Origin of the sequence: Desulfosporosinus sp. FKA, from assembly GCF_002196785.1 — a bacterium.
GTDB lineage: Bacteria > Bacillota > Desulfitobacteriia > Desulfitobacteriales > Desulfitobacteriaceae > Desulfosporosinus > Desulfosporosinus acididurans.
In genome coordinates this window covers 353890-369245 of record NZ_NAHZ01000031.1, presented here as the reverse complement: position 1 = coordinate 369245, position 15356 = coordinate 353890, and the positions used below count along the sequence as shown (strand labels likewise).

The 15356-nt window shown below is 38.2% G+C and carries 12 protein-coding genes; all 12 read right to left on the bottom strand.

Going from position 1 to position 15356, the window contains the following annotated elements; all coding sequences use genetic code 11:
* Nucleotides 1-11: 11 nt before the first annotated feature.
* The 12 genes from rfbG to B5771_RS16705 all read right to left on the bottom strand — a co-directional run bounded on the left by rfbG (nt 12) and on the right by B5771_RS16705 (nt 15003).
* Nucleotides 12-1076 (bottom strand): CDP-glucose 4,6-dehydratase, encoded by a 1065-nt coding sequence (gene rfbG, locus B5771_RS16760; protein ID WP_207652710.1) that lies wholly within the window; start codon nt 1074-1076, stop codon nt 12-14.
* Entirely contained in the window at nt 1058-1834 is a 777-nt protein-coding gene (gene rfbF / locus B5771_RS16755) for a glucose-1-phosphate cytidylyltransferase (protein WP_088188556.1), read from the bottom strand. Before rfbF ends, rfbG begins: the two co-directional genes overlap by 19 nt.
* Before the next feature lies 1 nt (nt 1835).
* Nucleotides 1836-2744, bottom strand: coding sequence for an NAD(P)-dependent oxidoreductase (locus B5771_RS16750; RefSeq protein WP_088188555.1), 909 nt, complete (start codon nt 2742-2744; stop codon nt 1836-1838).
* A complete protein-coding gene (locus B5771_RS16745) occupies nt 2741-3865 on the bottom strand; it encodes an NAD-dependent epimerase/dehydratase family protein (protein WP_088188554.1) in 1125 nt (374 codons plus the stop codon). Before B5771_RS16745 ends, B5771_RS16750 begins: the two co-directional genes overlap by 4 nt.
* Entirely contained in the window at nt 3862-4869 is a 1008-nt protein-coding gene (locus tag B5771_RS16740; protein ID WP_088188553.1) for a radical SAM/SPASM domain-containing protein, read from the bottom strand. Before B5771_RS16740 ends, B5771_RS16745 begins: the two co-directional genes overlap by 4 nt.
* A complete protein-coding gene (locus B5771_RS16735) occupies nt 4866-5918 on the bottom strand; it encodes a glycosyltransferase family 4 protein (protein ID WP_088188552.1) in 1053 nt (350 codons plus the stop codon). The genes B5771_RS16740 and B5771_RS16735 overlap by 4 nt, the downstream gene beginning before the upstream one ends.
* A gap of 4 nt (nt 5919-5922) precedes the next feature.
* Complete coding sequence (gene rfbC, locus B5771_RS16730) at nt 5923-6456, bottom strand: dTDP-4-dehydrorhamnose 3,5-epimerase (protein ID WP_088188551.1); 534 nt, start codon at nt 6454-6456, stop codon at nt 5923-5925.
* A 2-nt stretch (nt 6457-6458) separates the two neighbouring features.
* Complete coding sequence (locus B5771_RS16725; RefSeq protein WP_088188550.1) at nt 6459-7967, bottom strand: glycosyltransferase family 2 protein; 1509 nt, start codon at nt 7965-7967, stop codon at nt 6459-6461.
* Nucleotides 7968-7995: 28 nt separating this feature from the next.
* Nucleotides 7996-9327: a glycosyltransferase gene (locus tag B5771_RS16720; RefSeq protein ID WP_172408298.1), complete on the bottom strand. Its 1332-nt coding sequence runs from the start codon at nt 9325-9327 to the stop codon at nt 7996-7998.
* Nucleotides 9328-9363: 36 nt separating this feature from the next.
* Nucleotides 9364-10083 carry an IspD/TarI family cytidylyltransferase gene (locus tag B5771_RS16715; protein WP_088188548.1) on the bottom strand — a complete coding sequence of 240 codons (720 nt, stop codon included), beginning with the start codon at nt 10081-10083 and terminating at the stop codon, nt 9364-9366.
* 24 nt (nt 10084-10107) lie between these two features.
* A complete protein-coding gene (locus tag B5771_RS24585) occupies nt 10108-12771 on the bottom strand; it encodes a hypothetical protein (RefSeq protein WP_207652709.1) in 2664 nt (887 codons plus the stop codon).
* A gap of 1347 nt (nt 12772-14118) precedes the next feature.
* Nucleotides 14119-15003 (bottom strand): CatB-related O-acetyltransferase, encoded by an 885-nt coding sequence (locus tag B5771_RS16705; protein WP_088188547.1) that lies wholly within the window; start codon nt 15001-15003, stop codon nt 14119-14121.
* Between the last annotated feature and the right edge of the window lie 353 nt (nt 15004-15356).

Sequence of the window (15356 nt, the reverse complement as noted above, 5' to 3'; positions counted from 1 at the left end):
CTCACCTGCACTTATGCTTTCGTTATGTTTAACAATTGACTCCCATATTCTTTTATTTGTTTTTCTGTCACCGCTTGCTTGTTTGCGTGTGTTTCCCACTCTACAACCTTATCCAGCGCAGACTTAATGTTCCAAAGGGGTTTCCAGCCAAATACCGACCGCATTTTTGAACAGTCAAGTTTTAGAAGTCCGCTTTCGTGAGGCGCATTGGGATTTGATTTATCTTGCCATTCACATTCGCCCCACGTCTTACAAAATACATCAGCAATTTCCGCGGTTGTAACGCAGTCGCTTTCGTTGGGGCCGATGTTATATTGTCCCGCTAACGCTTTGTCTTCATATTGCTTTCGAGCTATAAGCAAATAAGCAAATAACGGCTCTAAAACATGCTGATAGGGCCGAACTGAATATTTATTACGCACTGTAATTGGTTCGTTATTTCTTGCGGCTCGAACGCAATCGGGAATAATTCTGTGCGCCGAAACATCACCGCCGCCTATAACATTTCCCGCCCTTGTTGTTGAAACAGCGATATCTTTTAAGAATGTATTCGCATAAGACGCTGCTACAATTTCGACACAGGCCTTGCTTGCGGCATAAGGTTCGATGTCTCCGAGCGCATCATTCTCACGATAACCATATACCCACTCGTTATTCCGATAGACTTTATCGGTGGTAATAACAACGACTGACTTAACGCTATTACTGTTTCGTACACATTCAAGCAGATTAACTGTTCCTTGTACGTTCGTCTCAAAAGTATACGCAGGTCGTTCAAACGCATCAAGAACAAGTGGTTGAGCAGCAAGGTGGAAAACAATCTCGGGCTTGGCATGGTGAAATGCTGCTTTTAATGTGTCATAGTTACGAATATCTCCAATAATCGAAGTTATTTTGCCATCAATATTCAAAACATCATATATACCATTACTAACACACGGCAAAGCATAACCGGTTATACTAGCACCAAATGAGCGTAAAACCTCACACAGCCAAGCACCTTTGAAACCGGTGTGACCTGTTATTAATACAGATTTATATTTATAAAAATCTAACATTAATCCCAAACCTTCCAAAGTGCATTACCTTCTCGCCACCGCTCTTCTAAAAATATCCTGTCTCGTTGAGTATCCATACACTGCCAATAATCAAAATGCTTATATGCGGCCATTTTCCCTTCAGAGCTAAGTTTTTCAAACGGTAAACGTTCCAATATACAGTCATCGCCGTCCAGATAATTAAAAATATCTGATTCAGCAATCATAAAGCCCGCATTAATCCATCCGCCGTCATCTTTAGCTTTTTCTCTAAATCCAATCAGTTTATCGTTTTCATTAAAATCAAGCATTCCGTATCGCCCGCCGGGCTGAACCGCGCTAATTGTTACGGAAACATTTGAATCTTGATGGAATTTCAAAAGTTTATTCAAGTCAATATTACTTACACCATCACCATACGTTAAGAAAAAAGGCTCATTTTTCACATAACGCTGAATCCGTTTAATGCGCCCTCCTGTTTGAGAATCCAAGCCCGTATCAACCAAAGTTACTTTCCAACGTTCAGCAAAATTAGAATGAATCTCCACCTTGTTATTGTCCGTAAAATCAAATGTAATGTCGCTGCGGTGAAGATAATAATTGGCAAAATATTCTTTTATTATTGAGCCTAAATATCCACAACAAATTATGAACTCATTATGTCCGAAATGAGAATAATACTTAAGTATATGCCACAGTATAGGTTGTCCACCTATTGTTACCATTGGTTTTGGCAATTTACTTCCTTCTTCGGCAATTCGCGTTCCGCGACCACCGGCTAAAATCACCGTTTTCATTTCAAACCTCCAAATACTCAGAATTGCTAATCCACTCAAGCGTGTTTTTTACTGCATTTTCAAAAGTTACTTCTGGCACATATCCCGCGTCATTTTTTAAGTTTTGTATGTCGTACCAAGCAAAGTTAAATCTCAAGCCGTCATCTTTTCTGTCTCCAAAATGGAGCGGGACTTCACTTTTAATAATTGAGTGTATAGCTTCGATATATTCCCGCATCATTTTAGGCTCGCCACCTCCGATATAATAATTCCTTTTGGGAACATCACATTCTCCTAATAACCGGAGTCCATAGGCAATGTTTTCCACTGCGGTTATATCAAACGGCTGCAACCCATTACCTATTTGAGGCGACTTATTATTGCGCAGACATTTAATAACATAAGCCGATATCTGCTCGCTTTTTATATATTTGCCGATTGGTTGGAACATCGTAGCCCAGACAAAAGGCATATTATACTGATAAGCAATTTTGTCACACATCTCGTGGGCGTAATTTTTTGAGAGAAGATAATAATCGGATTTTCTAAACCCTGCAAAGTCAACAACCTGTGGAAGTAATCTCTCATAAACCGTCCCCAACCCGACAAATTTTTCGCATTTAGCTTTAATAGCGAAATTCAACGCTTCTATTGTTCTTTCAGCGTTGCGTATTTGCAATAGTGGGTTAGTGCGTTCTTCACCGGTTGCGCCTTCCCACGCTAAATGATAAAACACATTGGCAGGAAACAACTCAACGTTATTTAATGAATCCAAATCACAATGAATCACGTTCACTCCCGCTGGCAACCTTGATATGTTTCTGCTGTTTTGACGTACAAGTGCAGTAACGGAAATGCCATGGCTTAACAAGTCTTCGCAAAGATGAACTCCGATAAAACCTGTAGCACCGGAAACAATTGCGCTTTTCATGTCTGCAACCTCGACTTTACAGACGGGAATCCCCCTCCCATAATCGCCATATTTTGGCATAATTCGTAGAGGGTTTCACTTTCGCTATGTCCGCACACCGGACAAACTCTGCTCACATTCTTTTCTCCCTTCGAAACAAGATTCTCCAAGTCACTGTAAAGGTTTTTATCGACTCTTTTATAAGCCGGTCGTTCTTCGAGCCACTCTTTTGTGCGTTGCAATCCATCCGACAAAGATATATCAGCGTGCCAGCCCTTGGCCACAGACTTGATTTTTCCGCAGTCATAGATGAGATGGTACATCTTTTGGCGTGCCAAATCCTCCTGCTTGCCGAAACTCGAATTGAGGACGTAATTAGGATTCAGATGTATTATTTTGGGATGTGCGATTTCAAATACATCTGCAATTATTTCAGTCGCCTCATTCCATGTGAGCCAGTCATCGCTAGCTATATGATAATCCTGACCTATCGCTGCAGCGTTGCCTACTAAATGAACAAACGCTCTCGCAAAATCCTCCGAGTGCGTAAATGTACGCAACGCATAACCATCACCGCCTATATAGAAAACACTGCGTTCCTTTGCAAACTTGATAACCGTCCAGCAATTACCGCCAATTGAAGAAGGAATTATTGTGTCATAAGTATATGATGGCCGCACAATCGTAACTGGGAAATTCTTCTTCTCGCAGTAATTTTGAAATGCTATTTCCGCTAAAACTTTGCCGCGAACGTAGTCAGAACGAACTTCATCGAGGTTATATAACGGAGCGGTTTCCTTCAGAGGAAGCAGGTTACCGGTGCGCTGATACACCGATTCGGAACTGATGAAAAAATACTGCTTAACTCTGTTATGAAATAACTCATAAGCATTGTCTGCATCTTTGTCGTTGCGTACTATGAAATCACACACAACATCAAATTCGCAGTTTTTCAGTACACTTTTAGCCTCTTCAAAATTTCGAATGTCGGCTTTGATTTTAGTTACACCAGTGTGAACATCCCGGCGGGTAGATACTGTTTCCTGCCTATTCAAAACGCTGACTTCATATCCGAGCTTCAAAGTCTCATTGACGCACCACCAGCTGATATTTCCGTTTCCCCCGATAAAGAGAACCTTCACGCCTTACCCTCCACCTTTTTCAGCAGCTCCTCTCGGAACTCGTCAATATTATCAACGGCTGCGGATTCTATCTCCCAACACTTTGAACATAAAGGTACATCTCTACGCTTGCCGTTAAAGTGCATTAGACGAATGTTTTGATACTCAGGACTGTTCCAAATATCTACTACACTTTGGGTTTTAGCATCGCCGATTATTCCGGAATAATTCCAGTCCACAATGCAATGCGAAGCAGAGCCATTGGCGTTAATCGTCAATATATAGAAAATGCGCGGACAAACAACATACTCCTTGACCTCTCCGCCGTGATAAACATTTGTGTTATTTGAAGTGTTCTCAAATCCTGGCCAGCAATTCGCAATATGTTCTAAGGCAATTTCATCACATATATCTCCGAAAATTCCATAAAACTGCCCTTCGATTTCTTGGTCATAGTTATCAACCATTGTCTTGATAAAAATGTGACAGTTGCCTCTGTGTTCATATAGATCACGAATATTTGCTACAAACTTATCAAAATCCAAATCAACGCCGCTTATTTTTTTATAACCCTTTCCGCTGAGAGCTTCTACGGAAATATTAATGCGAGTTAATCCGGCTTCAACCAGTTTTCTATTTAGCCCTGGATTAAGAAGTGTTCCGTTCGTTGTAAAATCAATCGATTTAAACCTACCCGAATCTCGTGCATAAGTTATCATTTCAGGGAGATTTTTGTTTAATAGCGGCTCGCCCTCTTTGTACAAGCGAAGCGTTTTTATTTTATCGGGGAAGCCCTGACAATCGTCAATTATCTTCTTGTATAGCTCGAAAGGCATTACCGCTACGCTCTTTCTTTTCTCCTCAGACCATAAATCCTGGTGAGCTCGCCCGCAAGGGCAAAACTCACAACTGAGATTACAAACGCTTGACGGGTCAAGATAAAGAATAAATGGGGTGCTGAGAGGTATTACCGTTTCAAGCGGCGTGCGCTCCGCATAATATCTCGTTCCTATTTTCGCTTTCATATATATTTCTCCTTTAAGTTTGCGGCTTCGGCAACCTCGTTCAATTTAGCATTAAATTTTCCAATGTTATCAGTCAAACTGTATTTGTCAATTGCATATTCTCTTGCTTTTTGCCCTACAGCTTCCCGCAAATGTTTGTTTGTGTAAAGTTGGTAAATAATATCAGCATATTCATCCGGCGTGTCAAACAGGAAACCAGATTCTCCGTCAACGAGCTGATATTTGCCCAGTGGGTAGCGAGAAATTGCCATTGGAAGTCCACAAGCCATAGCTTCCAGTATTACATTTTCCGTAGTTGCAAAAGTATTCTTGTTCATCGGATATGCAAAAACATCGAAGGAATGTAAGCATTCATACACATTGTCCGTCCAGCCCTTAAAATCGAAGTACTCGGTAAGTCCTTTTGATTCTATTGCATTAACCAGTTGCTTATTAGTTTCGCCAACTAATACGAACTTCACAGTCGGAACTTTCTTAATGACCTTTGTACAATACTCAACGAAATCAGGTGACAACTTTTGATAATCTTGGGAACCAACATAACCAATAGTGAAAACCCCAACGGAGGTATCATAGTAAGACTTCGGCCCGATTTTCTCAGCTTCAAAATCACCAAAACCATATATGAGCGTTGTTTTCTTACTATCAAACACACCAGCATCAATGCTGAACTGAGAAGTGACCATATAGCGGTCGAATGTGTCTAATAATTCTTCACTCGGTTTCGGTGTATATGCCCCATTAACGTGAGCCCATAAGACAGATTTTTCTCTATTTAACGAATGCTGCTCAATAAAACGATCTAGCGTCTTATGTCCCCACCAATTATAAATGATAACATCTGCCCATAATTCATATTCTGTATAATTTATATCATTCAATAAAACTACTTCTACACCATTATTCTTGCATTTTTCTATATGATTCGTTTTTTGCGGCTCACAGAGTAGAACAATCTTATGGTGGTTTTTCTTATCAGAAATAGCCAGTCCGCCAATTGCTTTGCCTGCTCCTGCCCCAAGGTGTGCCGTTATATGAAGAACATTCATAAGTTCACCTATTTTCTATCAACGACCAGTTTCTGTCTTTTTCGGAGATTATCTGAGGCGAAACAGGCCATTTTATACTTAAAGCAGGGTCGTCCCACCTATAACCTCGTTCAAGTTGCGGATTATGCTCTGCAGTCATAAAATAAACAAGCTGAACATTATCAGTCAATGAAATAAAACCATGAGCGCATCCTTTCGGAACATATAACGCTTGTCCGTTTTCCTCGGATAGTATTGCCGAACAGTATTGTAAATAAGTCGGAGAATCTTCTCTCATATCAACGCAGACATCAAAAATCTCTCCTTGAGCGCACACAACCAGTTTTTCTTCAGCAGATTCACCTGTTTGCGAATGAAGCCCGCGTAATGTGCCTTTTGTATAATTGCGAGACAAACTAATTTGAACAAAATCGGCATTTACGCCGGCGTGAGAAAACTCGGCTTTATCAAAAATACGAGAGAAATAACCGCGTTCGTCTATAGGTATGTTTTTTCTTATAAGATAAGCTCCGCTTATGGATAATGGTTCGAATATCATTTTCACACCTCAAGGTCATATTCATTTATTGTCGATTCCATATCGTTCAAAAACTTCTTGTATTTAGCCTTGTTTGTTCCGGTTTGTCTGCTACAAATTGACTTTACAACCTCATCATCAAAAAGCATCTTTAAATTTTCAATAATCATATCGCTTAACGGATGTGCTTTCGCACTTAACAAATCTATTTTTCTGTTTATCATAAAAAGCAGATGTATCTTTATAAATTTTTTATAATATTTGTGGGCTTTTTGTTTCTTGTAATACAGGTACATTTCTCGTTTGATATTTTTATAAGCCAAACAAAGCGACATAAGCCATTCTATAGGTGCAAGGGTAAACGTCGAATTAGTCGCCCTTTGGGAAGCATAGTGCAAAACTTTGTCGCTGTTGTATATGCGTTCGCTAATGTTCAGAATATGATATGTCCAAGCTATATCCAATCTGTAATATAAATCTCTTTCTTCATTAGGCATTGCCAAAATATCTTCTAAGAAAGCGTTGAAAACTTCTTTGCTATACAACTTACCCCAAAATGTTGTACAAATATATGACTTAGCAAGTGCGGTCATAATATTGTCATGACCGTAAATATGGCAATACGGATGAGCAACATTAAAGTAATATCTATCATGAAAATCAAAATTGCTGCTATCATAAAAAGAATTAAAATTCTTGTCATCAAAAAACAGGCAAGTTCTTGCACATACTATATCAGCTTCATTCTCGTAACCCAATTTTAGGGTTTCTTCCAAAAATGTGTTTACATAATAGTCATCAGAATCGAGTTGGCACCAATAATCCCCGTAAATATTATCCTTGATGGTGTTTAGCAACTTTGGTTCAGTCCAACGGTAATTTCTATCCAAATCTATCACAACAATACGAGCATCAAGTTTAGCATACTCGTTCGCAATTGCAAGAGAATCATCTGTTGCGCCGTTTATAATTATCACATACATATAGTCACGCCTTGATTGACGCAATGTACCTTCTATCGCCCTGCGAAACATGTGCTCAGGAGTGTTATACACAATTGATGTGAAAGTAGCGGCGGGATTTTCCGGTCTTACTTGGGCATATTCAATATCATCAGAATGTGTATTGTGAAGTCTTGTGCCAAAGTCTATATGGATTTTTTCTGTAGTATAAAACGCTGTTATAACCTTCTCTTTTGGAATATTATTGTTTTCCAGCCAATCCAATATTTCAAAATGAATACTTGGTGTCACCAAAATATATTCATTATTGTATTCTTTTTTGAATTCTTCTACTGATAATACTTTTCTTTTCTTGAACGATCTATGGTTATGCGCGCCTTTAATATCAACATAATAATCTACTTCAACACCGATGTTGGTTAAAAGTCTATATGCTTCTTTTCCGTTTGCACCCACTCCCCAGATTATCAGAGAAGTAATCCCCAAACTTTTAACCTGTTTTTCAAGACTGCGCAGATCCAATTCGTATACATCGTAAGAGACCAAATCATCATCAAGTTTATTATCCATTGCACTTTCACCTGCTCTTTAATAGTTCTCACATCGACAAATGTTCGAAAGACGGTCTTTTTAACATTTCATTTACATATGGACGCTTCAAACAGTTTTCGTCATAATCTGTCAAAGAAAGGTTTCTCCTGCTGAGTCCAAAAAGCCACATCAATGCAGAGTCAGCAAAAATCCTTAAATCTACCTCGTCATTTATTTTGCTTCCCAACACATCAATCGCATAACAAATTGCCCCTAGCCAGTTGGCTATATTTGCGGAGGAAAACTCTCCGCTTCCTTTTCGCCAAGTTCTAATATGAAGGATTTCATCAATCAAGCAAACCCTCGAAGAGTTATCCGCTAATACGCTTACCCAAGAAATGTCGAGAAGAAATCTACTCTTTCGTTCCTCGTCTCCAAATTCGAGCATATTATCAATTAGTTTACGGAAAATTTCAGTCGAGTAGAGTTTCCCCCACACAGTTACATTAATAATCCGCAAGGCAAGATATGTCTGAATCTCGCTACCAAGTATAAGGCGGTTACTGCCAAATGTCTGAGTATACGAGGAGTATTTGAAATTATCTTCCGGGTAAGTCAGCGTCCCAACCTGAACGAAATCGGCGTCATTCTCATTCGCTGCTTTCAATGTTTTTTCAAGAAATGTCGGCTCGTAATAATCATCTGAATCTAATTGGCAGACATATTTACCGCAAATGTTGTCCGCGAGCGTCTGAATGAGAAATGATTCTGTCCATAATAAATTCTCTTTGAAAGTAACAACCTTAATCCTGCAGTCTAAGCTACTATATTGCTCGATTATTTCTGCTGAACCATCAGTTGAGCCATTGTCAATAATCAAATATTCAAAGTTTCTATCAGTCTGCCGCAAAACACTTTCGATCGCTCTACGAAGCAAGTCCGAAGGGGTGTTATAGACTATCGTGAAAAATGTAGCGTTTTTATCAATAATAGGCACTTTCTGATAAAAAGGTCCTTCATAACTCTCAGATTCTAACTCAATAATATTCCAGTTCAATATTTCGAAGGGTAAAATAATATTTCTCTCAGGAATACAGTTTTCAATTAACCAAGTGTGAATATCCTTATTGTTATCAGGTGAAATGATTACAATTTCGTCGTTATAATTATTAAATAGACCTTTGGGCGACAAAACCGTTTTGCCAAGTACTTCAAATTCACGGATATCAGCTTGCTTGTCCACAAAAAAAGCAATATCTATGCCGAGCGATTGCAAATATCCACAGAAAACCTCACCGTTTGTTCCGGCACCGTAAATAATGAACTCACTGCCATTTCTTGAGGATATTTCTTGTTTTAGTAGAGCAAAGCTTTTACCGGCTACATTTTTAACTATCAAATTAATTACTCCTCAATATGAAACTGTGTAGCTTTTCTAAATACCAAGTATCTGTTCGTTTTCCATCGCTTCATATAAGGCTCTGAAAATGTAGTAGTCGGTCGGCGCAGTAATTTTAATGTTGTTAGGTGTGCTTTTAACAGTAAACATCTCAACACCGTAAATGCTGCACAAATGAGCTGAATCTATCGTACCAACGCCCTCACTTGCAGCTCTTTGATACAGTTTCCATATCTCTCCATAACGAAAAGACTGTGGTGCTTTTGCTGAAAACATTTTCGCGCGTGGAGGAACATTTGCTATCTTCTCATCACCGTTGAGCTGAACCACACTTTCTGAAACTGATTCAACCGTGATTGCATTTCCTTTTTCCTTTACTTTAGCGATGTTCTCAGATATCAACTCAGCGTTTATGAGAGGTCGCACACCGTCGTGGATAAGTACAATATCGGCTGGTGAAACTTTGCTTTCCATTGCTTTCAGCCCGTTGTAAATGGACTTGTCCCCGCCCAAACTGTTGCCTGGAACAATCAGCGAAACCTTGTGAAAATCATACTGCTTCAACCAGTGCTTTAAATTACTTATCCAATTTTCGAGACATACTACAATGATGTTATCCACTTCCGGATGAAACTCGAAATGTTCAAGCGTGTATATAATTACAGGCTTTCCATGAAGCTCCAAAAATTGCTTTGGCTTTGTCCGTGTATTCATTCTTTTACCGGTACCACCGGCAAAAATCAAGGCATGTACCATTTATTCACCTGCTTTGAAGAGTCTTTATTTCAAAATCTGTTGTTTGCAAAAATTGTATATGTTACGGCCTGCATTTTCGGCAGGTTGCGAAATCATCCCTCTGCGTATAGGATTGAGAACTTCGCTATCATATTCGTAACCAGATACGAGATAATTCAAAAAGCCTGTCAAGCTACGCTCCTTACCCTCCCAATAGTAAATATTATTTCTATCGTTAGATATCCACTCAGGCTGATACCCAAATCTAAGTCTATCTAAATAGTCTTTTATTTGAATGCAAGTATCAGAAAAAGTCACGCTGAACTCCTTACGTTCACTTGTGATAAGGTTTATTTCTGCAAATTTGTTTGTAAAGTGATTAAAGGTATAAATTAAATTCCCGTGTAGATGAGCAGACAAGAACTTACCTGAAGTCTCTGGTGCATCAGCTATCTCAAAAGATGAATCAATCGAAATTTCATCTGTCCTGACATTTATCTTATAACCATGCTCAGATGTCCAAGGAATAAAGTGCAAATAATTACCGTAAAACTTCGGCCACAGATGCGTTGGTTTGTCCTCTGTTCCAGTATGGATATCAAAAAACTCTTTCAAAACGCCCTTATCTGGATGCCACTTTACTATTGGCTCGCCTTGAAACTCCCACGGACATAACCAAAAATTCTCACCGTCAAATCGTATCATTCCATAATGGTAATTATTATCACTTACTTTATAAACAGTCGTACTGTGCGTTTTTAAGTTAAACTCAACTACCGCATTTGCGCCATAACCTGCAGCAAGCCATATACTATCTTTTGCAAAGCAAGGAACAAGAGCATTGTGCAGTCGTAAGTCTGAGCCTGATGACGGAAATGGCATAATGCAATTCAGCTTTTCATACCAATCATCATAAAAATCAAGTTCGTTTGTTTGAGTATTAAGTCTTATAATATTTCTGCCATGAGCAGGTATGAAGTACACATAATCCCCATACGGAAAGATACCGCAATATATTTCGCTATACGTTGATATGTCAGTGTCTGGTGTTCTAAACGCAATTTTATCAAACCGCTTTGAATCAATATCGTAAACTGCTATTTCTTTTGCACTAACCGGAGAAAAATATATCTTTCCGCGGTACTCTTTTGCTGCCCAATATAACATCTTTCCCGTAAATTTATCTTCGTTTGGTATCCAGTCGACTTCCGAGACTTTATATGTGCTGAGATCTATCTGCAGTAGCATTCCGAACTGATCGAGAATAAACCAGACATACTTTTCATCAACACAGAAACACCAAGGCAGTATCCGATAATCACCATGCTCATCGTTTTGCCTGGTTTCATCAACATTTTGCCACATAATTGGTTTCCCGGTCGCTGTATACAGCTCAACCACCGAACTCCAATCCCCATAATAAGCGTCGCTCAAAGCGATTGCGCGGTGTAAGTCACTGCTGTCATCATAAATCAAGTTGTTAGACTTCACTTCCAAAATGTCTCCTAAACTGGAGTTGTCATTGTAGATACCCCAGCCATCCTGCCTGTACTCCGCAACAATCTTCTGGTATTCATTCAACAGGGTTGGACGCATAGCCGCATAAGTTGAAGCAGATAACGGGTGAGGTCTCCAAAGCAAGACTACATCTTCCTTCCCCTTGAAACAATTAAAAACATACCGTAATTTAGTTAATACCTTCTCATTTCCTTCCAGCAGGCCTGATAGACTTGTATTATATAGTACCACCTTCTTTCTACTTCCATCTTGCTTCACTATCAATTTCAGCCATTCTTCGGGTGTCCTACTGTCATCTCTTTTCGTAGTAAATACTTTATCAAACTTAGGTGAGCCAAGTGCCACAAATTTTTCTTTCGGCTTTCCTAACATTCCTTCAAATTGGTTTTGTTTCTCAAACTTACGGAATTCCCTGATGTAGGTGTCCCTTATTTTATCTGATTCAACCATCACTCTGTCCGCATAAATTGTACCCGGGTTTACACAGAAATGCTCCGGTACATCATCCAAACAAACGAAATAGGGAATGTAAACAAGCAAGTCAGTATAATTCTTTAATTCTTTGCAATAAAAATCCGGATGAACAGATGTTACTAAGTTAGTATCATCATACGGATTATGCACATAGATGATGTCTGGATGCCTTTCTTCAATCTTATACTGCCGCCAGTCCGTAATCGGTACATAGTCCGGATATTGATCACCTTCATAATGCATCTTCCCTAGAACCTTTCCAGGTTGTATATCATAATAGGGAATTGGTATCACATAGGCATCGCACTGTGGGTCATCTTTTGCCGCCAGCCACACGCTTTCCATGGAATCCCACATAGATGCCTTATATGGCAGGAACACCGCCTCAAACCTATCTGCCCTCAAGTCAAGCTTGATACTATTTTCAATTGTACTTAACTGCTTCTTAATCTGCTTAAAGGTCTTGCTGCTGTCTACAGATATACTAGCCTGATATAACAGTTCACAGTATTGTTCCAGATAAGAAACTGTTGCCGTACCTTCTCCTTCATTCTCCTCTATGAAATGGCCAATTTGGATTGCACATTCATTGCTATCAAGAATGAGCTTCACAGCCGCTTCTTTATTTTCTTTATCTAAAAATTTCTTTATTTTAACATTGGCTTCATGCAATGTACCAATAAGCTCTAATAACTGTTTCTGTTGATATTTACGCATTTATTTATCACTCCTCGATACATACAACACTTATAGAGCATGCTATGCATGTCATGCTGATCCCCTAAGTAGTTTCTAATTTCCTATACCCAATAAGGTCACAAAGGCATTGAATTTCGATTATCTCATTGTCCATTTCACGACTTGGATATTATATTTTTAAAATTCTCTCATTAATCCGTAAAACTGTTGAAATAGCTTTTATATGCTATTTATGGGGGCAAAGAGACAGTATTAACTGAATACTACCCTTACGATTCTACCCAACTGAGCTAAGGATTAATTTATTGTTCTATAGTAGTTTTAATTCAAAGACAAGCATTTACTTTACGCTTATACTTATTTTATCGACAATTCTATGAAAAACCTTAGTGAATTTATGGAAAAACCTTGATTACCGACATCAACTTAACGGAATTTCGACAATTATTTTGTTTTCTAAAAATAACTTCCCTTTTTTGAAAGGATAATCACAAAAATTGGTATTCAGAGGCAGGTCGATCGCTTAAAGCACCAAGTTAGAAATCGTTTTTATTTAAAGAAGCGATTTTCCGTACACTTTATCCTGGACCAAAGCCGACTTTAATCAAACAGATTTTCTAAGAGATATAACTATTCCAACTGTCCTTCACATAAATACATCTTTATCCATACCTTCAGCCAGGAATAAGGGGTATGGTCCCCTTGGCTTATCAGTGCTGCTATTCGCTGTCTTTCGTAGAGACTTTGAACAAGACGGCACTGAATCAAAGTCACCAAGACTAGCCTTAACATTATTAACAAGTCGGCCCTGAAATCGCTGACACGACCGGCAAGGCTATCGCCAATAAAGATACGAGCATTATCGCAAATGCCATCAACTCCGCTATTGACGCCTTTAACACTAAAGTCTCATTCGCATTTTTATTACTGACGATAATTTAGAAAATAGAAATAGCCTAATGTCCATGTATTGGAACGTTAGGCTCTAAATAAGTCTCACTGCACTATTTGGATTAAGAGTGTTCAATAATTCTGCTAATACTTACCCTTGTTGTTGAAAGCAAGTTTGGCAAGGCAATAGGCAATAGGCAATTTGATTAATAATTTATTATCCCGATTGCTTTGACTCAAGCAATTGCACTAACTGCGGGATTTCCGAATCGATTCCCATTATACTTTCTGAAGTTTCGCACCCCTATAGACCCCTGTTTATCTAATTTTCAGGTAGCCTAATACCATTATTTTTTTGGGTTATTAACGATTAACTAGCTTTTTCAAGGGCTTTTAGCTGGTTAAATTACACGACCTATGCTCGGTCGCGACCGAAACTTCAGTAATAATATAAGGTTTGTTACATTGAAACTATTAAATCTCCATTTTATTGCTATGCTTCTTAATGAAAACTTGGATATCTTCATAAAAGTCATCATAACATTCTCTTATTTTTTCATCACTCCAATTCCACCAGGCTATCTTATTTAATTCATCTATTTGTTCCTTAGTATAGCGGAACTTTATAATCCTGGCAGGTACCCCAGCTACTACTGCATAATCTGGAACATCTTTGGTAATCACAGCACCAGCGGCAGCAATTACTCCATTTCCAATATTGGAACCATTAGTAATAATAACATTTTGGCCTAGCCATACATCATTACCGATAATACTCTTTTTAAGTTTATTACTATGCCCTTTTGGTTGCACATCTGGAAAATACCATTGATTGTCTTGCATTGATGCATAGTCGTATGGAAAGACGTCATCTACACCCATATATAAAAAAGGATGTGTTGAAATATATCCTGTTGGATGGTTTTCCACTACATCAGTCCCCAATGCAAAACTACAAAATGCCCCAACACTTTCGACCAACCAGTGATCACAAATAGGTCCATAGCTATATTTACCTTTATTAGTTTTAGGGAACATGTCAACAATATTCTCACGCGGAACATATTTCTCTATCATTTGACGCAATTCTTGATAATAATTTGAATTATCACTAGATATTAAAAATGTATATTCTGTGCAATCAATATTATTTAAATATTCTATATTATTTATTGATTTATTAATTTTCGAAAGGTTATTATCAATTATGAAGGCTTCATTTATATTAAATAACCCATTTAAAATTCCCTTTGTTAACATTCCTTTTTCTCCGAAAGGAAAAATAACGAAATTACTTTTTCCTAAATTTAATTGAGTCTGAATAATTTTTTTTATTTTTGAATAAGAGTTCATTGGCATAACTATAACATCTCCTAAATGAATTTACCATAAAGGCCACATCAGCGACTAAATATTATTTTCAGCTTACTAAAAAGCTTTAATAGTTTTAGTAAATGGAATCATATAGAGTCTTCAATTAATTTACTTGCTTATAAATATGGTATACCCGACCATAATATAAATTAACCCCTTAAACCTAAACATCAAATGATTATTGGGATTATTTTATAATATTCTATAATTAATTTAATGTCAATAACTCTTGACATTTAGATTATACGGTGTTTTCAGCTCACTTTCAAATTACCGGTTTGGTGAGGCGCAGCGTATTTGTGACAGTGTGGCTATTATTCAAAGTGGTCACCTCGTGG

Bases quoted from the DNA above. Each gene is read 5' to 3' on its own strand.
- rfbF (WP_088188556.1), bottom strand. From the start codon at position 1,834: ATGAAAACGGTGATTTTAGCCGGTGGTCGCGGAACGCGAATTGCCGAA.
- B5771_RS16750 (WP_088188555.1), bottom strand. From the start codon at position 2,744: ATGAAAAGCGCAATTGTTTCCGGTGCTACAGGTTTTATCGGAGTTCAT.
- B5771_RS16740 (WP_088188553.1), bottom strand. From the start codon at position 4,869: ATGAAAGCGAAAATAGGAACGAGATATTATGCGGAGCGCACGCCGCTT.
- B5771_RS16735 (WP_088188552.1), bottom strand. From the start codon at position 5,918: ATGAATGTTCTTCATATAACGGCACACCTTGGGGCAGGAGCAGGCAAA.
- rfbC (WP_088188551.1), bottom strand. From the start codon at position 6,456: ATGATATTCGAACCATTATCCATAAGCGGAGCTTATCTTATAAGAAAA.
- B5771_RS16725 (WP_088188550.1), bottom strand. From the start codon at position 7,967: ATGGATAATAAACTTGATGATGATTTGGTCTCTTACGATGTATACGAA.
- B5771_RS16715 (WP_088188548.1), bottom strand. From the start codon at position 10,083: ATGGTACATGCCTTGATTTTTGCCGGTGGTACCGGTAAAAGAATGAAT.
- B5771_RS24585 (WP_207652709.1), bottom strand. From the start codon at position 12,771: ATGCGTAAATATCAACAGAAACAGTTATTAGAGCTTATTGGTACATTG.
- B5771_RS16705 (WP_088188547.1), bottom strand. From the start codon at position 15,003: ATGCCAATGAACTCTTATTCAAAAATAAAAAAAATTATTCAGACTCAA.